The 21,293-nt window shown below is 62.7% G+C and carries 21 protein-coding genes; 14 read left to right on the forward strand and 7 right to left on the reverse strand.

The features are described from left to right. Positions 1–85: 85 nt before the first annotated feature. Positions 86–1,159, forward strand: a complete 1,074-nt coding sequence (locus tag BSP239C_RS14145; RefSeq protein ID WP_101573933.1) for an LLM class flavin-dependent oxidoreductase — start codon at positions 86–88, stop codon at positions 1,157–1,159. Positions 1,160–1,644: 485 nt separating this feature from the next. Continuing rightward, complete coding sequence (locus BSP239C_RS14150) at positions 1,645–2,733, forward strand: C40 family peptidase (protein ID WP_101573934.1); 1,089 nt, start codon at positions 1,645–1,647, stop codon at positions 2,731–2,733. Between the two features lie 237 nt (positions 2,734–2,970). On the opposite strand, the gene pepN is transcribed toward BSP239C_RS14150, so the two are convergent. Next, complete coding sequence (gene pepN, locus BSP239C_RS14155; RefSeq protein WP_101573936.1) at positions 2,971–5,793, reverse strand: aminopeptidase N; 2,823 nt, start codon at positions 5,791–5,793, stop codon at positions 2,971–2,973. Positions 5,794–5,823: 30 nt separating this feature from the next. On the opposite strand from pepN, the gene BSP239C_RS14160 reads away from it, so the two are divergent. Continuing rightward, a complete protein-coding gene (locus BSP239C_RS14160; RefSeq protein ID WP_257930220.1) occupies positions 5,824–7,026 on the forward strand; it encodes an aromatic acid exporter family protein in 1,203 nt (400 codons plus the stop codon). A gap of 12 nt (positions 7,027–7,038) precedes the next feature. Here BSP239C_RS14160 and BSP239C_RS14165 read toward each other — a convergent pair whose 3' ends face one another. Next, positions 7,039–7,662, reverse strand: a complete 624-nt coding sequence (locus BSP239C_RS14165) for a helix-turn-helix domain-containing protein (protein WP_226841706.1) — start codon at positions 7,660–7,662, stop codon at positions 7,039–7,041. A gap of 65 nt (positions 7,663–7,727) precedes the next feature. Here BSP239C_RS14165 and BSP239C_RS14170 point away from each other — a divergent pair, with 65 nt between their 5' ends. The 7 genes from BSP239C_RS14170 to BSP239C_RS14200 all read left to right on the forward strand — a co-directional run bounded on the left by BSP239C_RS14170 (position 7,728) and on the right by BSP239C_RS14200 (position 12,769). Next, positions 7,728–8,549: an AzlC family ABC transporter permease gene (locus BSP239C_RS14170; protein WP_101573940.1), complete on the forward strand. Its 822-nt coding sequence runs from the start codon at positions 7,728–7,730 to the stop codon at positions 8,547–8,549. Next, positions 8,546–9,052 (forward strand): AzlD domain-containing protein, encoded by a 507-nt coding sequence (locus BSP239C_RS14175; protein WP_101573942.1) that lies wholly within the window; start codon positions 8,546–8,548, stop codon positions 9,050–9,052. Before BSP239C_RS14170 ends, BSP239C_RS14175 begins: the two co-directional genes overlap by 4 nt. A 169-nt stretch (positions 9,053–9,221) precedes the next feature. Then, positions 9,222–9,545 (forward strand): DUF2516 family protein, encoded by a 324-nt coding sequence (locus BSP239C_RS14180; protein WP_101573944.1) that lies wholly within the window; start codon positions 9,222–9,224, stop codon positions 9,543–9,545. Between the two features lie 21 nt (positions 9,546–9,566). Then, complete coding sequence (locus BSP239C_RS14185) at positions 9,567–10,382, forward strand: alpha/beta fold hydrolase (protein WP_101573946.1); 816 nt, start codon at positions 9,567–9,569, stop codon at positions 10,380–10,382. A 9-nt stretch (positions 10,383–10,391) separates the two neighbouring features. Then, the gene (locus BSP239C_RS14190) at positions 10,392–11,843 is read left to right on the forward strand and encodes a glycosyltransferase (protein ID WP_101573948.1); all 1,452 of its coding nucleotides are present in this window, start codon (positions 10,392–10,394) and stop codon (positions 11,841–11,843) included. Between the two features lie 34 nt (positions 11,844–11,877). Continuing rightward, positions 11,878–12,402 carry a YbjN domain-containing protein gene (locus tag BSP239C_RS14195; RefSeq protein WP_101573998.1) on the forward strand — a complete coding sequence of 175 codons (525 nt, stop codon included), beginning with the start codon at positions 11,878–11,880 and terminating at the stop codon, positions 12,400–12,402. 22 nt (positions 12,403–12,424) lie between these two features. After that, positions 12,425–12,769, forward strand: coding sequence for an iron chaperone (locus BSP239C_RS14200; RefSeq protein WP_257930221.1), 345 nt, complete (start codon positions 12,425–12,427; stop codon positions 12,767–12,769). Between the two features lie 34 nt (positions 12,770–12,803). Here BSP239C_RS14200 and BSP239C_RS14205 read toward each other — a convergent pair whose 3' ends face one another. Continuing rightward, positions 12,804–13,397 (reverse strand): GNAT family N-acetyltransferase, encoded by a 594-nt coding sequence (locus BSP239C_RS14205; protein ID WP_101574000.1) that lies wholly within the window; start codon positions 13,395–13,397, stop codon positions 12,804–12,806. A gap of 2 nt (positions 13,398–13,399) precedes the next feature. Continuing rightward, positions 13,400–14,485, reverse strand: a complete 1,086-nt coding sequence (locus BSP239C_RS14210; RefSeq protein ID WP_101573950.1) for a bile acid:sodium symporter family protein — start codon at positions 14,483–14,485, stop codon at positions 13,400–13,402. Positions 14,486–14,681: 196 nt separating this feature from the next. Here BSP239C_RS14210 and BSP239C_RS14220 point away from each other — a divergent pair, with 196 nt between their 5' ends. Continuing rightward, on the forward strand, positions 14,682–15,425 hold the full coding sequence (locus BSP239C_RS14220; protein WP_101573954.1) for a phosphoglyceromutase: 744 nt from the start codon (positions 14,682–14,684) through the stop codon (positions 15,423–15,425). Between the two features lie 8 nt (positions 15,426–15,433). Here BSP239C_RS14220 and BSP239C_RS14225 read toward each other — a convergent pair whose 3' ends face one another. Further along, a complete protein-coding gene (locus tag BSP239C_RS14225; RefSeq protein ID WP_101573956.1) occupies positions 15,434–16,378 on the reverse strand; it encodes a LysR family transcriptional regulator in 945 nt (314 codons plus the stop codon). Between the two features lie 71 nt (positions 16,379–16,449). Here BSP239C_RS14225 and BSP239C_RS14230 point away from each other — a divergent pair, with 71 nt between their 5' ends. Then, positions 16,450–17,400 (forward strand): EamA family transporter, encoded by a 951-nt coding sequence (locus BSP239C_RS14230; protein ID WP_101573958.1) that lies wholly within the window; start codon positions 16,450–16,452, stop codon positions 17,398–17,400. A 10-nt stretch (positions 17,401–17,410) separates the two neighbouring features. Here the strand turns inward: BSP239C_RS14230 and phoU are convergent, their stop codons facing one another. After that, positions 17,411–18,073 carry a phosphate signaling complex protein PhoU gene (gene phoU, locus BSP239C_RS14235; protein ID WP_101573960.1) on the reverse strand — a complete coding sequence of 221 codons (663 nt, stop codon included), beginning with the start codon at positions 18,071–18,073 and terminating at the stop codon, positions 17,411–17,413. 250 nt (positions 18,074–18,323) lie between these two features. On the opposite strand from phoU, the gene BSP239C_RS14240 reads away from it, so the two are divergent. Further along, entirely contained in the window at positions 18,324–19,670 is a 1,347-nt protein-coding gene (locus BSP239C_RS14240; protein WP_257930222.1) for a cell wall metabolism sensor histidine kinase WalK, read from the forward strand. Next, complete coding sequence (locus BSP239C_RS14245) at positions 19,667–20,350, forward strand: response regulator transcription factor (RefSeq protein WP_101573962.1); 684 nt, start codon at positions 19,667–19,669, stop codon at positions 20,348–20,350. The genes BSP239C_RS14240 and BSP239C_RS14245 overlap by 4 nt, the downstream gene beginning before the upstream one ends. A 163-nt stretch (positions 20,351–20,513) precedes the next feature. On the opposite strand, the gene BSP239C_RS14250 is transcribed toward BSP239C_RS14245, so the two are convergent. Continuing rightward, entirely contained in the window at positions 20,514–21,095 is a 582-nt protein-coding gene (locus BSP239C_RS14250; protein WP_101573964.1) for a hypothetical protein, read from the reverse strand. Positions 21,096–21,293: the final 198 nt, after the last annotated feature.

Below are 21,293 nucleotides of genomic sequence, written 5' to 3' on the forward strand. Positions count from 1 at the left end.
AAGTTGAACAGCACAGGGGAGAAGTGTGCCGCAGGTCCCGCAGTTGAAGCGGAATGAACCTGATGGGGAGGCTGTTGCCTTGAGCATGGAACTTTCTATTCTTGACCTTGTGCCGGTCCGTATCGGACAGAGCACCTCAGATTCATTCGCTGCTTCCCACGAGCTGATTCAGTCCGCAGACAAGCTGGGCTACACCCGCTATTGGGTTGCAGAACATCACAACATGCCATCGATCGCCTCAACGATGCCCGGCGCAGAACTCATGTACCTCGGTCAGGGCACCGAACGCATTCGCCTCGGATCCGGCGGTGTCATGCTGCCCAATCACGCTCCTTTGGCAGTAGCGGAACTCTTCTCCCTCCTCTCAGCGGTCTACGGTGACCGCATCGATTTGGGGATCGGGCGGGCGCCCGGCACGGACCCGATCACCTCGGCGGCAATGAGGGGTCACCTCGGCGAAGGACGAATGGTTGATCGTGAAGGCCACACCGTCGACCCCGTCGAACAATTCCCGCAGCACGTCATCGACACATTGAGCTTGATGAGACCCGAAGGGCTGCGTATTCCGCTCCATGGCGGGCGTGAACACGTCCTGCACGCGACGCCTGCAGCTGTGCCCGGGACACAGCCCCTACCCTGGCTGCTGGGCTCATCGGGCTACTCCGCCCGACTGGCTGCCCAGCTCGGCATGCCCTACGTCTTCGCCAACCACTTCGCTGCAGGTGCCACAACCGGAATGAAGATCTATCGCGACAACTTCACCCCGGGCGCCTACGGTGACAAGCCGCAGACCTTCGTCACAGTCAATGCAGTGGTGTCGCCGACCGAAGAAGAAGCACAACTGCGCTCGGAGCCGTTCCTGTTGCAGATGTCTCGCCTGCGAACCGGTGGACGGATGGAGCCCCTGCACTTGGCCGGCGATGACGTGCGCTCAGTCAGGACGGATCAGGAGCGCATGGTCGGTGAAGAGATGTCCGAGAACTGGATCATCGGCGACGCCAAATCTGCCAGGGCTCAGCTCGAAGAGCTCGCCAGCCGGTTTGAGGTTGATGAGATCATGATTCAGCCCGTCGCTGGAGCGATGGAGGGGGAGGATCTCCGACAGGATGCTGCCCGGATCCAGTCTCTTGAACTATTGGCAGCCGAGTTCCTCGACTGACAGGAACGACTCACCTCAACTGACAGGCACGGGCTGGCCACAGCTGATTGCAATGCCCCGGTCCAGCCGACTGCAACGACCTACCTCGACAGATAGCAACGACCTGCCGTGAACACGCCAAGCTGATCTGGAGGCGGTGTCTTTGGCGGAAGGAATAGTCCCTAGTTGAAGGCGGCGTCCCGAATCGAAGACGCCGCCTTCAACAGAATTCAGGGTCTGAAGTCTCATCTCTATATCGATTCGGACAAGTGCACTTCTTTTCAACGTGGCATCGCGATATCCTGCCACAGTGTCGACGTTGTCGCCCGCTTTCGGGCGAGCGGTAATATTGGCACTGTGCGGCGCTTCGATGCGCATGGGTTCGATCGATGTAGACCACAGATTTCGATACCGGTCGATGCCATGAGTGGCGGAGCACGCATACCGAATGACCTTCGGAGACTTCCCCCACGCGGGCGTGACACCCGCAGACCGAAAGAGAAATAATGCGTACCAAAATTGCTGTTTCGGCGGCACTTGGGCTCGGACTTGTATTCGGCGCAGGCGCTCCTGCGCTGTCGAGCAATCTGACGTCGACCGATGAAGAATCTGCAACCGATTTGGAAGCTGCAGTCGTCCCAGGCCAGGAGCTTGAGCGGATCACTGACGGCAAGATTGAAAAGGGCGAAACGGCCTACGTCGATGTCACTGTTGCCACTCTGTGGACCGATTCGAAAGCGCCCCGGAAGGTCGACAAGCCAGCCCTCGGCCATCCTGTCGACCTCGACAAATGGAACAAGAACCTCAAGAAGACCGAAGTGCGGCGCGATCTCACCGGCAAGGTCGAAACCCAAGCCGCATACGGTTCCGAAGTCACTGTCCTCAAAACCAAGGGTGCTTGGGCCCAGGTCGCAATCAAAGACCAGACGACCTCCAAGAACAAGAAGGGCTACCCCGGCTGGGTGCCGAAGAAGCAACTAGTCGAAAACGACCGGTTCGGGCAGCTCAAGGATGACCAGCCCCGCGCGGTCGTCACGAAGAAGAAGAGTGAACTCGAAGGCATCGAATTCACCAAGGACACCGGTGCTGATGTCAGCTTCAACGTCGATCTTCCACTCATCGCCCAAGACGTCGACGATGTGCGCGTAGCACTCCCCGGCGGCGGAGCCGCCTGGATCGACGTCGATGACGTTGCCGTCTACGACACCGATGGCAAGCCGGACAAGCCCAGCGGCTCTGACCTCGTCAAGACCGCGAAGCAGTTCGACGGTCTGCGTTACCTGTGGGCCGGTGTCTCGCCCTACGGGTTCGACTGCTCGGGCTTCACCTACAGCATCTTCCGCTCACATGGCATTGACATCCCTCGCGACTCGGGAGAGCAGGCCACAACCGGCAAGAAGGTCTCCGAAAGCAACCTCAAAGCCGGCGACCTGCTGTTCTTCTCGACCAGCTCGGGAACCGTCCATCACGTCGGAATGTACATCGGCGACGGCAAGATGATCCATTCGCCTAATGCGTCCAAAACCGTCTACGTCACCGACTGGAAGTCGTGGGACACCGGCAATGAGTTCTCAGGGGCCCGCCGAGTGATCTGAGCGAGCAGAGACGAGGCGATCGGCTGGTCCCCGACCGGCATCGACGTCGCACAGACGAGCGAAGGCCGATTCCCCGCATGAAACGGGGATCGGCCTTCGCCTTTGTGGTCATTCTCCTGGCCGACAGACGCCCGACGGGCGACTGATCGGGATACCTGAGCAAATCGGACTAACCGCGCCGAATAAGCTGCCCGAGCCGATCAATCCAGCCGAAGAGCAAGCCAGCCGAGGAGCCAGTCAGTGGCGTGAGCTCTGGGTCGACTTGAGATAGATGGCCCGAGCGAGATCGTCGCGTCGCTCGATGAGCAGGCGGCGCAGCGCAGCTGGGGCGTCAGTGTGCGCGTCCAACCAGGCATCGGTCTTCTCAACCGTGGCCTCTTCGTCCACCGACCAGCGAGGATAGAGTCCGAGCACCAGACGCCGAGCGATCTCGATCGAATTGTCGCTCCAGAAGCCGGCAAGCCGCGAGAAGTACTCATCGACATAGTTCTCGATCAGCGGTATCGACGTGGGTGCCACGAAACCGGAGATAATGGCTGAGAGCACATCGTTGCTCAGCGCGGCCGCTTCGTTGATGACTTCCCATGCGCGGATCTTCACGATCGGCAGCGGCATGGCCGCACTCGCCGTCTCTGCATGGAGGCGACCCGATGAACTGGGATCGGACTGGTTCTCTCGAGCGATATCGGTCTGGTCTGCCCAGCCGAGGCACACGAGCGCGGTCAGTGCATTCCATCGCAGCGCATGATCATTGAGCAGGCCCTTGAACGGCAGTGCCGCCGCAGCATGGTCCGGAGACTCAGCTCGAGCAGAACCGGCCCCGCTGTTGTTCCCACCAGTTGGAGTGGTTCTCTGTTCGGCCATTGCGCCCGGGGACAGGCGATCGATCTCCTCGCCGACGGGAACAGCGAGAATCTGCGAAGCGAAGCTGCGGCCCATCGCGATCGCAGCACTGGACTCAAAGCAGCGTGCTGTACGCGAGGTGAGGGCAAGAACCAGATTCGCTAGATGCAGCTGAGCATCCGAACCGGACCGGGCCGTCGCTAATGCGTCGAGAGCAGCACCCAGCAGACCGGAGATCGCGGTCTCAAAGTTCCGCTCCGAAACCCACTGATCCAGGCAGGTCAGCGCCGTCTGGCTCAGCCCGGCCATAATTCCCGCATGGCTTTCCTTGCCCAGGCTGCGGGCATAGGCCTTGAGGTAACTCTGCACGGGTAGGAGGCCATCGCGAACAGCATTGTCCAATGCCGACCAGACCAATGCCCGGGACAGTGGATCGGCGATTCGGGACACCGAATTGATCGCAGCCTGCGTCGACGCCGGATCCAACCGCACACGTGCATAGTCGAGGTCTGCGTAGTTCACCAGCGTGATATCGCCGAGGGTGCGCCCGGCAAGCTGCTCAACCTCGGCGGACTCAGTCGAGAAGTCGAAGGAGAAAGTGTCGATGGGGACCAGCTTGCGTCCCGATCGTCCAAGCGTGGCGATCTCGAGCGTGTGCGGGCGCAGCAGCTGGGCACCGCGAGCTGAATCTGCCTGAGTGATCCGCGCGTTGGTGATGGTCTCTCGTCCGGAGCGTCGTGACGACGATGCGGCACTGCTGGCAGCAGATTCACTGCCGGTGCCTGATCCACTGCTCGTCGTCAGCTCCAACGACAGCTCGGAGACTCCGGAGGTGCCCAACCATGCACCGGCCCAGCTGGCGAGGTCCCGGTCAGGAGCCGCCTCGGCGAGGCATTCGAGGAAATCGGCGAGCTCGGTATTGCGGTATTCGAAGCGTTTGAAGTACAGACGTGAGCCCGCGAAGAACGCCTCACGACCGACGAACGCGACGAGCTGCTTGAGCACGGACGCACCCTTGGCATAGGTGATGCCGTCGAAGTTGAGCTTCGCTGCCTCGACGTCGGGGATGTCGGCGACGATCGGGTGCGTGGTCGGGTACAGGTCCTGCGTGTACGCCCACGCCTTGCGGCGCAGTGCGAAGGTCACCCAGCCGTCGGTGAAGCGGGTCGCCTCGGCCAGCGCCAGCCCGCCCATATAGTCGGCGAAGGATTCCTTGAGCCACAGATCGTCCCACCATTTCATGGTCACGAGATCGCCGAACCACATGTGGGCCATCTCGTGCAGGATCACGTTCGCCCGCGACTCATACATCGCGTCGGTGACCTTGTCCCGGAAGATCAGGCTGTCGGTGAACGTCACCAGTCCAGGATTCTCCATGGCGCCGAGGTTGTACTCCGGAACGAAGATCTGATCGTATTTGCCCCACGGGTAGGGGTAGTCGAACTCGGAACTGAAGAAATCCAGCCCGGCCTTCGTGATCGAGAAGATGTCCGAGGCGTCGAGGTGGTCGACGAGGCTGGCGCGGGTCCATGCGCCCAGTGCGACGACTTCTCCCGTCGCGGGATCCGTCCAGTGATCGGTCGCGCCCTCGTATGGGCCGGCGGTGATGCAGGTGATGTAGCTCGACTGCCGCAGCGTCGGAGCGAAATGGTGGGTGATCGCGGGGGAATCCGCGTCGACCGTCTCGGGGTACGTCTCCTGGCTCGGTCCCTGACTCGTCTCGGCTCGGTTCGACAGAACCTGGAAGTGCTCGGGAGCCGTCACGTTGAAGATGAACTCCGCTTTGAGGTCCGGCTGGTCGAAGTTCGCGAACACGCGGCGGGCATCGGTCGGTTCGTACTGAGTGTAGAGATAGACATTGCCGTCGGCAGGGTCGCTGAAGCGGTGCAGTCCCTCTCCCGAGGTGGAGTAGTAGGCCTGCGCCTCGATCAGCAGGGAATTCTTTCCCCTGCGGACGGGGAAACCGACGCGTGCGCCGTCGAACACCTCGGCGGGGTCGAGGATCTTGCCATTGATTTCAGCGTATGTGACGGAATCCGCGATCAGGTCGATGAATGTGGAGCAGTCGGCGCGAGAGTTGAACTCCACGACGGTACGCGACAGATATGTCGGAGCTCCGGTTTCCGCGTTGCTGACGTCGATATCGACGGTGTAGGTCGAGACATCGAGCACTTGGGTGCGGCTCTGCGCTTCACCTCGGGTCAGGTTGGTTGTCATTCATAGCCTCCTCGGCGCACAGACTTTAGCATGTCACAATTCCGGTACGCTGGGTACAGCGAAAGCGAGCACGAAGGGGGACTGATGGCGAAGTCCGAGGTCAGGGAGTTGCCCGAGCGCGCCTTCAACACTGTGCTGCACCGATCTCGGATGGGTCTCAGACGGGTGCAGGCCAACGCGGGGCAACTGATCCAGATCCCGATCGCCGCCACCGCAGCCTATGCCTTCTGCGTCTATGTCCTCGGCCATCCTTATCCGTTTCTCGCAGCGGTCGCCTCTGCCGTCGGCATCGGCCCCGTCGCAGATCGTCGTCTGCGTCGAGCCATGGAGATCGGCTTCGGCGCGACCTTCGGCGTGCTCGTGGGCGAGGTCCTCGTCAACGTCTACGGCACCGGGATCTGGCAGCTCACCGTCACTCTTGCCATCGGCCTCTTCATCGGCACGATGCTCAATTCCGGTGGCATCTTCATCACTCAGATCGCCGTCCAGTCCGTCTACGTCGTCGTGGTCCCTGCCACTGCCACCAGCATGCCGTTTCCCCGCACGCTCGACGCCCTCACCGGGTCCATCTGTGCGATCCTGCTCGCACTCATCCTCCCGCGCGACGCTCGCAAGGTCCCACGCGGACTGGCTGCCAGCATGCTCGACGAGATCAGCGCCGTTCTGCAGATGATGTCTCGAGCGCTCAAGGACTCCGATGTCGCACTCGCCAAACGGGCGCTGACTCGGGCCCGTGAAACTCAGGACATCATCGACTCGTGGGGCTCTTCGCTCAAGATCTCGAGGGAAGCGGCGATGATCAATGCCAGAGGCAGGCGTCATTCCGCCGAGGTGACCAGACTGTCCCGTGCTCACACCCATTCCGATCGTGCCATGAGGACCATTCGAGTCATTGCTCGCAGAGTCGTGGGAATCACCGAATTCGGTGTGGAGAAACCGATCATCGCCGGCTATGTGGGGTCACTGTCCGAAGGGTCGAAGAAGCTCGAAGTTGCACTGCGCCGAGGAACCGATCGTGCCCTGGCCGAAGCGGCGCTGACCGAAGCCGCCTCCAGCCTCGATCCTCGCGCGGAGAAGAGCTGGGACATCCATGATGAGTCTCTTGTCCTGCTGCTGCGCCCCGTCGCCGTGGACCTGCTCGAAGCCTGCGGGCTGACCAACGAGGCCGCCCAGAACCGACTTCCCTCCCTCAGTGAAGACACCCGAAACTCGGGCGGGCCCCCTGCGGAATGACCCTCGAACGGTTCAACGGCTTTCGACGATGAAGACGACAGTCGTCTCGGGTTTGAGTGCGGTGAACTTGTGCGGCTGATCGCCCGGGTAGGTGAGGTAGTCGCCGACGTGGAGTTCGTATGCCTGCCCGAGCACCTCGATGCGTGCCGCCCCTTGCCCTAAGATCACGTGCTCGATGGTGCCGACAGGATGCGGCTGTGAGTCTCGCGGCTGCCCCGGTTCGGCCTGGATGAAGTAGACATCACGCCGGGCATTCGATGGGGACGCCGAGAGCAGAGTCGCCGCATAGTTCGCGGTGTTCGACGGCAGGCTGGGCAGATCCTTGGCATGCAGGAGCGCGACCTCGTGCTGTGGGGGATCGAGCAGTCTGGCCAGGGGGATGTCGAGCGCGGCCGCCAGTGCCCACATCGTTTCGACGCTGGGGTTGCCGGCTCCAGCTTCCAGCCCGGACATGGTCGACTTTCCGATTCCAGCCCGACGAGCAACCTCGGAGAGGGAGAGGTTCGCGCGCATCCGCTCTCGTTTGATGGCGACGGCGATCTGCTCGCGCGGAGTTGGGGCAGACGAGGGGTCCCCTGGTTCGGAGTTGTCGGCTGTGGCGTTCGCGGTGGTCTCATCGCGTGGTTGAGAACTCATGGGTTCACTATAGCGACAAATCGTTCTAGTTGACGAACGAGTGGAGAGTGTGCAGTATATAGAACATGAGTTCTGTGTTCCGCACGATCAATCGGGTGCTTCCGGGCTCGACCTATCGTGACGTCGCTATAGTCACGATCACGATCATCGCGGTCGCTCTGTCCTACGGGGCCATCTCGGCGGTGTCCGGATTCCCGTGGTGGCAGACGCTGCTGCTGGCGATGTTCGCCCTCGGCGGTGCCGCCGAATTCACCTTCGTCGGCGTGATCGCCGCAGGTGGCGCACCGGTCCTAGCGGTGCTGGCCGGGCTGCTGGTCAATTCGCGGAATTTCGCTTTCGGTGTGTCCGTCGGACGGTTCTTCCCGCAGGACTGGCGCGCACTCATCGCCGCACATTGGGTCAACGACGAATCGATCGCAGTCTCGCGGACGGTCACCACCGACCGTGCCCAGTGGCACGCGTTCCTCCTCATGGGTGCGGCCATCGCGCTGATGTGGCCCAGCGGCGCCATGGTCGGGCAGTGGCTCGGCAATGTCATCGACGCCGATATGCTCGGGCTCGACGCGGCCTTCCCGATCATCCTCTTCTGCCTCATCCGAGGAGATCTGAAGAGCAAAGCCACGCTGTCTCTCACGGTTGCGGGCATGGTCATTGCGGTCCTCTTGACCCCGATCCTGCCGCTCGGCCTCGGGGCGGTGACCTCCCTGTCGGTGTTCGTGTTTGTGGCAGCCGGCTGGTCGATCCGGGCAGCCATCAGGAAGCGCCGAGGTGGCACCGCCCAGAAGACCACAGGTGACGGGCCAGCCCAGACCGATGCCAGCGGAGGGCCAGCACAGGTCGATGGCAGTGACGTGGACGATTTCGATCGACAGGAGGGGAGCCGATGAGCCCGGTCAGCTTCCTCATCGCGCTCGCCGCGCTGAGCATCGGAACCTACGTCATGCGCTTCGCCGGTGTGAAGCTCGGTGCGGCGATCGCCACGAAGGGCAAACGCCGACAGCTCGCGACCACCTCGGCGGGGGCAAGCAGCCCAGAGGCGGGAAGCAGTCCAGAGGTGGGGGCAAGCAGCCCAGAGGCGGGAAGCAGTCCAGCGTCAGCCGGCGGCTCAGCGTCAGCAGGCAGTCCAGCAGAGTCCTCTGAGAAACCGGCGGAGTCGGAAGTCGACTCGACGGCGACGGTGACGAAGTGGATGGATCGCGCGACGGTCGTTCTCATCGGAGCGGTCTTCGCGACGACGGCGGTCTTCGACGGCCAGGACATTGCAGACCCGGCACGGCTCATCGGCGTCGGCGTGGGAGTCCTTGCCTCGATCCTGCGAGTCCCTATGCTTATCTGCGTAGTTGTGGGCATGGGCGTATGCGCTGGCTTTCGCATGACCGGGATCCTGTGAACGACTGAAACTCCGGCCGCCTGCGGTCTGTGCGCTCCGACCACCGGTGATCTGTGCGCTCCCACCGTCGAGGCGATTCATGTGTGGAGAGTGAACCGAGCGTGGGGATTCGCCCAAGATCCGAGCCAGCTCCATGCCCGGAAGAGCTGCGATTGCTAGGCTGGATGGTATGGAAATCATTGCTGGCTTTCAGCGCATCGTCTTTCTCGCCTTGTCGGTCGCTGCCTTCGGCCTTCAGCTGTGGGCGTTCATCGACTGCCTCCGCTACAAGAACGAAAACTACCGCGCCGTTGACAAGCAGAGCAAGAAATTCTGGGTCATCCTGCTGGGTATCGGCCTTGCCCTCGCAGTCATCGCGCTTCCGCCGATGGGCATGCGCATCATCTTCCTCAACCTGATCGCGCTCGTGGCCGGAATCGTCTACCTCACCGACGTCCGTCCGAAGATCAAAGCCATCGACCCGCGCAATCGCAATCGGAACTACCGGCGCTGAGCTGGCGACGAACACGCATTGATGACGAAAGACCTCAATCTTCCGGGCCCCGACACCGACTACATCGCCACCTTCGGCAGCGGTGAGCCTCACACGCTCTTCGGCCACGGATTCGCCGGCGCGATCCGTGATACTCGCCCTTTCGGCACCGGTGTCACCGGCACCAAGCACTTCCTCCACCTCCCCGGCCACGGTGGCCGACCTTCACCGGGCCCGGGGTGGAACTACGGCCAGATCGCCGAGGCGCTGGCACAGGCCCTGACATCCACCTCGGCGACACAGGCCCTCGGTGTCTCGATGTCCGCCGGCGGACTGCTGCGACTGCTGAGCACCACTGATCCGAGAACGCAGAACCTGAAGAAGGTTGCGCTCGTGCTCCCGGCATCCTTCACCGGATTCTCCGCCGAGGTGGCCGAAGCCAACCGTGCATACCTGGAGAAACTGCGCGGCCCGGTCGCTTCCGGCGACGTCGAATCCATCACGGATCTCATGCTCTCGCGCGAACCGGCAGGGGTGGCCGAGCTCCTGCCAGTCAGAGCCTGGACGAAGACCAAGGCTGAGAATCTCGTCGACACGGACATGTCGGACGGACTCGGCTTGGCTCTCGAGATCGCCGTCGATGAGAGCACAGGAAACGACCCCTTGAATGCTCTGGCTCGATTCCCCGGAGAAGTCCTCGTGCTCACCCACGAAGATGATCCGGCACATCCGGTCGAGGTCGCCGAGGCGATTGCAGCCGCGATTCCCGCGGCCCGCTTAGAGGTTCTGCCTGCAGGCTCGATCCTGTGGCGCGGTCGTCACGAAGTGCGCCGGATCCTCGGCGAGTTCTTTGGCTAAACTGGCACAGTGCGCATATCCGTTCTCTCCCTCCACACTTCGCCCGCGGCTCAGCCGGGTCAGGGTGATGCCGGAGGTATGAATGTCTACGTCGATCAGTCGGTGCGTGCCCTGGCAGCCGCCGGTCACATGGTCGACGTCTTCACCGCCGATCCGAGCGGCATCGACGGGTTGGGACACCGTGACGGGCTGGGTATCGACACCCTCCAGATTGCTGAGAACGTCAGGCTCCACCAGTTGCCGATCGAGGCGGCCAGCAAGGACGAACTTGCCGACGCCATCGACGAACTCGCACTGCTCCTCCTGACCCAGCCGAGCTTCACTTCGGCCGACCTGATCTGGGCCCACTATTGGATCTCCGCCGAGGCGGCACTGCGCGCCCAGGAACTTCGTGCCCAGGAGCTTCGCCCGCCTGAACTTCGTTTGCAGGAAGCAGACGTCACAGGTGACGCGACCAGGCCCGCTCAGCGCCCCCGGATCGTCGTGAGCATGCACACGATCGGCGCGGTCAAAAACCGCGACTCTGAAACCAGCCACGAGCGTCCTCAGCGTCTGGAAGCTGAGGACAGGATCGCCTCGGCGGTGGACCTGATCGTCGCCAACACTCCGGCAGAACGTCGCGATCTCATCCACGAACTCGGCGCCGATGCTGACACCGTCGTGGTGGCCAGGCCCGGCGTCGACCACGAACTCTTCTCCCCGGGGGATCGAGCTCAGGCCAGAGCCGAGCTGGGGCTCGACCCGGACGAATTCATCGCCCTCTACGTGGGGCGCATGCAGTTCATCAAGGGCACCGACGTCGTCGTCGATGCGATCTCGGGCCTGCGGGAGAACAACCCGCACCTGGCGTCGCGGACGCGGGGAATCCTCCTCGGTGCAGTCTCCGGCCAGGAAGCGTCGACATCAGCCACCCCGTACCTGCGCGAACTGAACTCGGCGATCGCCGCCGAACCCAGCGTCGAGGTGCGACCTCCGGTCCCCGCACACGAACTCGTCACCTACTATCGTGCGGCGGACATTCTGTTTGTCCCCTCACGCAGCGAATCCTTCGGACTGGTCGCGGCCGAGGCATCGGCATCGGGGCTGCCCGCCATCGCCTCGGCGGTGGGCGGCCTGCCCGATATCGTCGAGCACGCGTATTCGGGCGTGCTCATCGCCGACCACAACCCCCGGCATTGGGCTATGGCACTCGAGCACATACTCCTCGATGATGAACTGCGGCACGAACTCGCAGGTCATGCGGCAGATCGCTCCGCCCGATTCGACTGGTCGGCCACTGCAGCGACGGTGCTCGGCGCCCTCGAGGTGCCGGACTCGGCACTGACCACGACGTTGACGACCCGGGCAGACGCGACGGTGACGACCACGGCAGACGCGCCGCTGAGGACTACCGCAGACACGACGCTGGCGGGCACGGAAGAATCGAATCCGACGACGAGCCTCGTTGGGCGCACCTGCTGAACATGTCAACGAATCGCTGACGGAAGGACACATGATGACGACCGACACCGAGACGATCCTGGCTGGAATCAGGCAGTGGGCGCACGATAACGAGGTCGAGGTCGACGCCGTTGAGGACTCGCAGATCGCTGTGGTCCTGCCCGGCGAAAAGAAACTGAAGACGACCGTGTCGATCACCATCTCTGCGCGAACGGTGCAGCTGCAGGCGTTCGTCATTCGCCATCCAGATGAGAATGCCGCGGAGTTCAACCGTTGGCTGCTCATCAAGAACATGAAGCCGGGGCCGGTGTCGTTCGGAATCGACACCCTCGGCGATGTGTATCTGGGAGCCAGCGTTCCCCGGGACCGACTGCTCGACGAACTCGACTCACTGCTCGGGGCGATTTTGGCGACCGCCGACTCCTCGTTCAATGAACTCCTGCTCATCGGCTTCCTCACCGGAATGAAGAAGGAGTGGGCCTGGAGGATCAGTCGTGGGGAATCGACCCGGAACCTCGCGGCCTTCGAAGACATCCTCAGCGGGTCGGACAACGAATTCCTGGAGAAGCCTGAGGCGTGAGGATCGGATCATGACCAAATGAGTGGACACGAGCAGGCCCGCCGATCTCGACGAATACATCGCAGGCTTCGAGGATGCGCACACGCGGGATTTTCTAGGTCGCCTCGGTGCCTACAGCCGCACCGCTGCACCCGGAGCGGAGGAGGGCCTCAAGTGGGGGAACCCAGCCTATTCGCTGGACACGATCCTCTTCGCATTCGCTGGCTGCTCCAAGCACGCGAACTTCGTGTTCACCCCCAGCACCAGAGAAGCCTTCGCCGATCGACTCAGCGAATTCGACACTGGAAAAGGCTCGATCAAGCTCTACTGCGATCGCGAGATCGCCACCGACCTGGCTTGCGCAGATGATCGCTCACCGCATCCGTGAGTTCGAAGTCGACGGCGTGAAGTGGATGTGAGGCTCAGCTCAGATCGCGCTTGAGGCCTTCGTGGCTGGCCTCGTATCCGAGACGGGCATAGAACCGCTGCGCATCCGCGCGTGATTTATCGGTCGTCAGCTGAGCCAGCGACGCCCCGAACCGGTGCCCGCAGTCATGAGCCCAGTCGAAGACAGCCGTGCCCAGACCAAGCCCCTGAGCATTCGGCCCGACCCTCACCGCCTCGATCTGCAGCCGCGTCGAACCTCGCCGCGACAGGCTCGGGATCAACGTCAGCTGCAGGGTTCCGACAAGGGCAGCCGGGCGGGTTTCAGGCGACTGCTGTGGTGCATCTGCACCATGTGACTCGGCACCGTGTGACTCGGCATCATTTGTGACCTCGTCAACCGCGACGAGGAGCTGATTGGGATCGGAGTCGATGAGGCTGAACGCATGTTGGTAGCCGGCCATCTCCTCGGCGCCGGAACCCTCGCGACTGGCGCCGAGAGCGTCATCGCGAAGCAGGGCCGCCAAGCCTGGCACGTCGGACTCGGTGGCACGCCGAATCAGAAATCTCCTGTCGGCCAGCGTGATCGTCTCGGCCTCGAAGACGGAGAATCCAGATGGAGTCGGTTGCATGGTCACCGCACCGACTCCTGTGCACGAGCATCCGCGGCGACCTGCTCACGGGGTGGCTTACCGTAGGGGCGACGTGCGAACAGTGAAGCCAGAAGTGCGCCGGAGACGTTGTGCCAGACGCTGAACACGGCGCCGGGAAGAGCCGCCAAGGGGGAGAAGTACGTCGTCGCCAAGGTGGAGGCGAGGCCGGAGTTCTGCAGACCGACCTCGAATGAGAGCGCGCGCCGGGTCGGGGTGTCCAACCGGCAGGCGGTCGCGACACCGTAGCCGATGCCCAGTCCCAGGACGTTGTGGGTGATGACCGCCAGAAGGACAAGGAGTCCGGCCGAGGCGATGGAGTCGGCAGATCCGGCCACGACGATCGCGACGATGTAGGCGATGGCGACCGATGCCAACCAGGGCAGGACGGGTGAGATCACGTCGACGAGCTTCGAGGCCACAAGCCGCACCAGGACACCGACGATGACGGGCACGAGCACCGTTTGGCAGATCGAGACGAACATCGACCAGAACGGCACATCCATATAGGAGCCTGCCAGCCACAGGGTCAGCAGGGGAGTCAGCACCGGAGCGAGCAGGGTCGACAACGTCGTGATCGACACGGACAGCGCGGTATCGCCCTTGGCCAGATAGGTGACGACGTTCGATGCGGTGCCGCCGGGGGCACAGCCGACGAGGATGACACCGACGGCTATCTCGGCCGGCAGATTGAACAGCGTGACGACGAGGAGACCGAGCAGCGGCATCGCGATGAATTGCGTGACGACACCCAGCGCCGCGATCCACGGCTTCTTCGCGATCCTGGCGAAGTCGGGCAGGGTCAGCGTCAGCCCCATGAAGAACATGACGACGCCGAGGCTCCACGTGATTGTGGGTGCCAACGGCGTGAACGTGTCGGGGGAGAAGAACCCGAACACTCCCGCGAGGACGACGAGAACCGGCAGTGCGGTGACAGCGATGATCGAACTGCGGTCGGAGCTCGGCTGTTGAGCTGGCGACGGAGTCTGCCTCGAGTGCGAGTGCGAGTGCGAGTGCGGGCTCGGAGTATGCTGTGGGCCGGATGGTGGTGGCGTCGGTGATTCGGGCATGAGTTCAGGTTAGCCGTGCATTTCGGATGCCAAGACGATATGTCGAATAGTGAGAAACGTCTCGATGCTATTCGCTGCCGGTGAGGTGGCCTGCCGTTTGCCGAGCAGCTGGCTCGTCCTCTGTCGGTCAGCCGCCGAGACGGTCGGTCCGTGGGCGAGTCTGTGCACGGAGGTGCTGTCGTGCAAAAATGGTGCCATGACGCATAACCTCATCCTGCTGCGCCACGGCGAGAGCGAATGGAACCAGAAGAATCTGTTCACCGGTTGGGTCGACGTGCCCCTGACAGACAGGGGCCGAGCAGAGGGCCAGCGGGCCGGTGAGCTCCTGCGCGAGGCCGACCTCATCCCCGATGTCGTATACACCTCCCGCCTCAAGCGGGCCATCCTCACCTCGAACCTGGCGCTCGAGGCCGCCGACCTCTCCTGGCTCGACGTCCATCGCAGCTGGCGACTCAACGAACGCCACTACGGTGCGCTGCAGGGCAAGGATAAGAAGGAGATCCGCGAGAAGTTCGGCGAGGAGCAGTTCATGACCTGGCGTCGCTCCTTCGACACTCCGCCGCCGGCACTCGGCGATGCCTCCGAATTCTCACAGGCCGGAGATCCTCGCTACGCCAACCTCGGCGATTCTCTGCCTCGTACGGAATGTCTGGCCGATGTCATCGACCGTCTCCTGCCGTACTGGTACGACCGACTCGTCCCCGAACTCACCGTCGGACGCACCGTGCTCGTCGTCGCTCACGGCAATTCGCTGCGGGCACTCGTCAAGCACCTCGACGGGATCTCCGATGCCGATATCACCGGCCTCAACATTCCCACCGGTATCCCGTTGCACTATGAGCTGACCGAGGACTTCACTCCGGTCAAGCCCGGTGGCACATACCTTGATCCTGCTGCCGCCGAGGCCGCGATCGGTCAGGTCGCCAACCAGGGCCGCTGAGGCTGACCTCAACGAGAACCTGCACCACCGGGTGCCGAGCCAGCGCTATCGGGTGCCTCCTCGACGACCGACCTCATCTCCTTCAGGAGGAGTGCGATCGCCGGGGAGGCGCTCATCGATGATCGCCATACGAGATAGATCCAGCGGGCGATGCTGGGATCGTCGAGCTCGACGACAGCGACGTCTTCTGGCAGGTGCGGTCGGCCCAGCCTGGGTACGAGGGCCAAGGCTCCGACCGCCCGTGCGAACTCGATCTGAGTGTCATACTCCATGGCCCAATATTCGATCCGCGGTTCGGCGTTGAGCGGGTCGAAGAGTGCGGTGAGCCAGCGGTGACATACGCCGTTGCGTGGTGCCGAGACGAAGACCTCGTCGAGGAGGTCTCGGCGGGTCACCTTCGACCGTGAGGCCAGATGGTGGTCCCGGTGCATGACGATATCGGCACGATCTACGGCGATGAGTTCGGAGTTCAATGTCGACGGCACGAGGGGCAAGGATTCCCGCCAGTCGAAGATCAGAGAGGCGTCGATCCGGCCGGCCGTGACCATGTCGATGAGTTCGTCGGGTTCCTCTTCGATGTTGGTGATCGACAGTTCAGGTGCTGTGGTCTTCAGCCGCGGCAGCGACGGCACCAGTACTCCGCGGATGCCGGTCGAGAACCCGCCTACGGTGATCCGTCCACGCGGTTCTCCCGATCTTGCCCGAGCATCGGTCTCGAGGCTCTCGAGATCCTGCAGCAGCTGGGTGCCGCGACGGCTGAGCTCACGCCCCATGGGGGTCAGTGCGATTCCACGTCCGGTGCGCTCGGTCACGGGCGCCCCGATATACCGGGAGAGCTTCTGCAGCTGGTGGCTGATGGCCGCCGAGGTGTAGCCCAGGGCCTCCGCTGTCGCCGTGACTGAGCCGACTGAGTCCAAGACGACGAGGGTACGCAGGGCGAGAACATCGATCATCAAAATATTTTAACGAAACCAGGGACTTATGTTCAATAGAATTTTGATGTCTGAGCTGAGATCCTGGAAGCATGCGTCCCGTCCATTACATCCTCGCCCTGCTCGTCGTCGTCCTCTGGGGTGTCAACTTCATCTTCATCGACTTCGGCCTGCGTGACTGGCCGCCGCTGCTCCTCGTCGCAGCCCGCTTCACCTTCGTCGTCATCCCCGCGATCTTCTTCGTGAAGTTCCCGCGTGGGGACTTCCGTCGCGTTCTGCTCATCGGCGTCTTCATGTCCGCGGGGCAGTTCGGTCTGCTCTACACATCGATGTCCCTCGGTCTTCCGGCGGGGCTGACTTCGATCGTCATTCAGATCCAGGCGGCATTCACCGTCCTCGTCGCCGCGCTCGCGCTGCGTGAGATCCCGAACCGGCGACAGATCGTCGGCATCATCATCGGGCTCTCCGGGCTGGGTGTCATCGGCCTCAGCCTGCAGGCCTCGGTCCCGATCGCGGCCTTCCTCGTCGCCCTCGGCGCCTCTATGTCGTGGGCGGTCGGCAACGTCATCGCCCGCGGGGTGAAGGAGGGGACCAATGGTGTGCAGATGACCGTGTGGTCGGCACTCGTCGTCCCGGTTCCGATGTTCGTGCTCTCGGTGTTCCTCGATGGCCCCGCCGAGGTGGCCCATGCACTGACGCACCCCACCTGGGGTGTCGTGGCCTCGGTCATCTACACCGCCGGCTGCGCCTCACTCATCGGCTATGTCATCTGGAACTCGCTGCTCGCGCGGTTCCCGACCTCCCAGGTGGCACCGTTCTCGCTGCTCGTCCCGCTGGTCGGTGTGCTCTCGGCGTGGCTCGTCCTCGGTGACCGTCCCACAGTGCCCGAGCTCATCGGCGGCGCTCTCCTGCTCCTGGGCGTCGCGGTCACGACAGGAGTGCTGAAGACCATCGCGCGCAGCCTCACCAGCAGGATTCGGCGCTCACGGAAGGTGATCGTCAGCGAAGAGCCCGAGGTCGAACTTTCCTCGGCCTCGGGCTGATGCGGCTATGTCACTTCTTCGACAGGTAGGGTTCCCAGTTGCCGGTGAGCAGGTATTCGACCTTCTGGGACACGGACACAGCATGGTCGCCGAAACGCTCGTAATAGCGTGAGAGCAGGGTGACATCGGCGATGTGGCGAGGTGCCAGCGAACCGGCGGGAGCCTCAGCCAGCTTGGCGAAGATGCTCAGATGCAGTTCGTCGAGCTCTTCATCGATTGCGTTGATCGTGGGCACGGCCTGCAGTCCCGGGTTCGACAGCAGGTTCTCCGTCGCCTCGGCGATCTTCTCTCCCGATTCGCCCATCCGGGTGAAGGTGTCGGCGAAGTGCTCGGGGATCGCTGACTCCGGGTAGCGGATGCGCACCTGTTGAGCGATGTGGCGAGCCAGGTCGCCCATGCGCTCGAGGGAAGCGGACATGCGCAGGGAGCCGATGACCGCGCGCAGATCTGCGGCGACGGGTGCCTGCAGAGCCAGTATCTCGGCGGCCTGCTGGTCGAGAGCGAACTGCATATGGTCGATCACGGCGTCGGCTTCGATCACCTTTTCGGCCAGCTCAAGATCGTTGTTGCGCAGGGACTGGTTCGCCAGGCGCATCGCCTCGTGTACCTTGACGGACATGTCGACCAGCTGTGTGGCCAGGTCGTCCAGCTCATTTCTGAAGACTTCGCGCATTGACAACGGTTCCTTAATCTCATGGATCACTTGCAAGACTGACGTGCCTCGTATCGCCCCGGGGCGGACAGTCGTCCGATCGGGGCGCTTGCCCCATCAGGACGCCTGCCCCATCGGGGCAGGCACACTGACTCAGCCTGACACCAGTGGGTGAACGTTATCTGACGTGGAGGTGAATTCCTCGGCAAAACCGACGCTCTGGGCCCGAATCGGTGCACCTGCGAAGCGGACAGCGCATAAGCTTGATGCCGTGGACCTCTTGATCGTAGCGGTCCTGACCGGCATTGTCGGTCTGGGACTGGGCATAGCGGGAATTCTGGCGTTTCGTTTCAGCGAACGTTCCCGTGATGCTGCCGATCTGCATTCCGAAGACGACCTCCCGGAGGGCATCGCTGAGGTTCTGGCCGTGCTGCCCTCGGCCGCGATCGTTCTCGACGCCGGCGATGACGTGGTCAAAGCATCCCCTGCCGCCTACACGTTCGGCCTGGTCAGAGGGCATTCCCTCGCGTCTCCCGAAATGCTGCGCATGGTCGGTCGGGTCCGGTCCAGAGGTCTCATCGAAGAGATCGACCTCGAACAGAAGCGCGAACAGACCGATTCGATTCTTCGTTTCCTCCATGCGCGGGTCGCGCCCCTGGGCACCGCCTTCGTGCTCGTCCTCTGTGACGACCAGACAGAGTCCAAGCGCGTGGACTCCATCCGACGTGATTTCGTCGCCAACGTCTCCCATGAACTCAAAACTCCGATCGGTGCGATGTCTCTCCTCGCCGAGGCGGTCACCGACTTCTCCGATGATCCGGAGGCCGTCGAACGCTTCGGCGGACGCATGCAGCGGGAGTCGAAGCGGCTGACTCAGCTGGTGCAGGAGATCATCGACCTGTCCCGCGTCCAGGACCACACGGCCCCGTCTGCGACGGAGAAGATCTCCGCCGCCGAGGTGGTCGATGATGCCGCTGACCGTGCCCGCACCCGTGCCGAAGGCAAGAACATCCACATCGAGGTCTCGCCTCCGGGCAGGATGCTCATCGAGGGCAACTACGAACTTCTCGTCAATGCGGTGCGCAACCTCATCGACAATGCCATCAACTACTCACCCGACGGCACTCGCATCGGCGTCGGCGTCGAACTCGTCGACGAACGCGTCGAGATCTCCGTGGCCGATCAGGGAATCGGTCTCTCCACCCAGGACACGGAGAGGGTCTTCGAACGGTTCTACCGCGTGGATCCGGCACGCTCGCGTATCACGGGTGGAACTGGCCTGGGGCTGAGCATCGTCAAGCACATCGTCGCCACCCACGGCGGACAGGTGAAGGTCTGGAGCCGCCTCGGCAAGGGCTCGACCTTCACCATCGTGCTGCCGCTGGCAGGCACCGTCTCCGATGACGAAGCATCCTCCTCGGCGCCCGATGGGGTCCTGCTCGAGCACTCGGCGCGGGCGGATGCCGATGCCGTGGAGCGGACCATACCCGAATCCGAGTCCGGTGCCGATGATGTCACCGAAGAAGACGCTGTCGACGACACGGGCGACCGCGCAGTGGAGAATGAGACACCCCAGGTTCTGAACACCGGAAGCGAACAAAGGAAGCTCACAACGTGACTCGAATTCTGCTTGTCGAGGACGAGGATTCGTTCTCGGATCCCCTGTCGTATCTGCTCGGTAAAGAAGGATATGAGGTGACAGTTGCCGATGACGGTTTGAAGGCTCTTGCAGAGTTCGACCGCAAGGGCGCCGACCTCGTTCTCCTCGACCTCATGCTGCCGGGAGTCTCCGGTACCGAGGTGTGCCGAGAGCTGCGCGCGAAGTCCAGTGTGCCGATCATCATGCTCACGGCAAAGGACTCGGAGATCGACAAGGTGGTGGGGCTCGAGCTCGGCGCAGACGACTATGTGACCAAGCCCTACTCCTCGCGTGAGCTGCTGGCCCGGGTGCGAGCGGTGCTGCGACGCAATGTCGAATCCGAAGCCTTCGATGACGAGTCGGTGCTCGAAGCCGGGGGAGTGCGCATCGATGTCGAACGTCACGTCGTCAGCGTCCGCGGCGAAGAGCTGTCGATGCCGCTGAAGGAGTTCGAGCTGCTCGAGATCCTCATCCGAAACTCCGGTCGAGTCATGACACGCGGCCAACTCATCGATCGGATCTGGGGAGAGGACTACGTGGGCGATACGAAGACCCTCGACGTTCACGTCAAACGTCTGCGTGCCAAGGTCGAGCAGAACCCATCGGAGCCGCGTCTGCTCACAACCGTGCGAGGACTGGGCTACAAGTTTGAAGCCTGAGCATCCTCGGGAAGGCTGGGCGTCCTCAGGAAGGCTGAACTTCCCTGGATGCTTGATCCTCTCGGGAGATCAGGGCCAAGAGGCAACGATCAGGTGAGACAGAAGGAGCCGCCCACATCATGTGGGCGGCTCCTTGAAGTTCTCAGCTCTCGTGGGGCTGGGTTCAGCCGTTGGCGCTGGTGGCTGACTCGCTCTGCTCATCGGAAGCTGATGCGCCCTCGCTGGGCTGGCCGCTCTCGCTGGGCGAATCCGACTTCTTCTTGTCTGGTATGTACTCTTCGTAGTACGGCAGAGTATTGGACAGGACCTGAGTCTGGACGGTCTTCTCGTCACCGCCGACCTTGACGGTGATGTCGGCCAGGTCGCCGGGCTTCGCCTTGAGTCCGTCCACGATGATGGGCTTCTTCGACGACGTCGCTGAACTCTGCGGGTCCTGGACGAACGTTTCGCCGGCCTTGACCGACTCTGTGGTCTTCTGTCCGTCGACGTCCAGAGACACCGAAGCAGTGGAGTCGCCCTTGTTGATGAGCGTGAAGAACAGCTGGGCAGGGCCTTCGCCGGTCTCATCCATGATCAGCATCAGACCGCGAACCTCGACGTCTCCGACAGATGCCCATGCACCGTCGCCTGCGTTGTAGGTGTAGTCGGCGGTCTGGTGGGGCGACAGCAGGCTTGCACATCCGCTGACTGGGATGACGAGAGCGAGTGCGGCAACTGCGAGTGCCGCGCGGTTGTGCCGTTTCATTTTGCTCCTTGAAGTGGCAATACAAGATCAATCTGTATACTACCCGGTTTTTGACCGGCCGTAGAACCCGGCGCGTTGACTCATAGAAAACCTCCGCTTACACCACATCGTTGCCTCAGATGAAAACCTCCGGGAACAACGAGTCGTTGACTCAATAGAAAACCTCCGCCACCGGAGTGGCTCCAACCCACAGGCAGC

Source organism: Brevibacterium sp. 239c (assembly GCF_900169365.1).
Lineage (GTDB): Bacteria > Actinomycetota > Actinomycetes > Actinomycetales > Brevibacteriaceae > Brevibacterium.

What these genes read in the sequence shown, in the direction of transcription:
- BSP239C_RS14195 (WP_101573998.1), top strand. Translation starts at nt 11,878, where the DNA reads ATGACGACCGACACCGAGACGATCCTGGCTGGAATCAGGCAGTGGGCG.
- BSP239C_RS14175 (WP_101573942.1), top strand. Translation starts at nt 8,546, where the DNA reads ATGAGCCCGGTCAGCTTCCTCATCGCGCTCGCCGCGCTGAGCATCGGA.
- BSP239C_RS14220 (WP_101573954.1), top strand. Translation starts at nt 14,682, where the DNA reads ATGACGCATAACCTCATCCTGCTGCGCCACGGCGAGAGCGAATGGAAC.
- BSP239C_RS14160 (WP_257930220.1), top strand. Translation starts at nt 5,824, where the DNA reads ATGTCACAATTCCGGTACGCTGGGTACAGCGAAAGCGAGCACGAAGGG.
- BSP239C_RS14210 (WP_101573950.1), bottom strand. Translation starts at nt 14,485, where the DNA reads ATGCCCGAATCACCGACGCCACCACCATCCGGCCCACAGCATACTCCG.
- BSP239C_RS14145 (WP_101573933.1), top strand. Translation starts at nt 86, where the DNA reads ATGGAACTTTCTATTCTTGACCTTGTGCCGGTCCGTATCGGACAGAGC.
- BSP239C_RS14150 (WP_101573934.1), top strand. Translation starts at nt 1,645, where the DNA reads ATGCGTACCAAAATTGCTGTTTCGGCGGCACTTGGGCTCGGACTTGTA.
- BSP239C_RS14180 (WP_101573944.1), top strand. Translation starts at nt 9,222, where the DNA reads ATGGAAATCATTGCTGGCTTTCAGCGCATCGTCTTTCTCGCCTTGTCG.
- BSP239C_RS14165 (WP_226841706.1), bottom strand. Translation starts at nt 7,662, where the DNA reads ATGAGTTCTCAACCACGCGATGAGACCACCGCGAACGCCACAGCCGAC.
- pepN (WP_101573936.1), bottom strand. Translation starts at nt 5,793, where the DNA reads ATGACAACCAACCTGACCCGAGGTGAAGCGCAGAGCCGCACCCAAGTG.
- phoU (WP_101573960.1), bottom strand. Translation starts at nt 18,073, where the DNA reads ATGCGCGAAGTCTTCAGAAATGAGCTGGACGACCTGGCCACACAGCTG.
- BSP239C_RS14230 (WP_101573958.1), top strand. Translation starts at nt 16,450, where the DNA reads ATGCGTCCCGTCCATTACATCCTCGCCCTGCTCGTCGTCGTCCTCTGG.
- BSP239C_RS14250 (WP_101573964.1), bottom strand. Translation starts at nt 21,095, where the DNA reads ATGAAACGGCACAACCGCGCGGCACTCGCAGTTGCCGCACTCGCTCTC.
- BSP239C_RS14185 (WP_101573946.1), top strand. Translation starts at nt 9,567, where the DNA reads ATGACGAAAGACCTCAATCTTCCGGGCCCCGACACCGACTACATCGCC.
- BSP239C_RS14225 (WP_101573956.1), bottom strand. Translation starts at nt 16,378, where the DNA reads ATGATCGATGTTCTCGCCCTGCGTACCCTCGTCGTCTTGGACTCAGTC.
- BSP239C_RS14170 (WP_101573940.1), top strand. Translation starts at nt 7,728, where the DNA reads ATGAGTTCTGTGTTCCGCACGATCAATCGGGTGCTTCCGGGCTCGACC.
- BSP239C_RS14205 (WP_101574000.1), bottom strand. Translation starts at nt 13,397, where the DNA reads ATGCAACCGACTCCATCTGGATTCTCCGTCTTCGAGGCCGAGACGATC.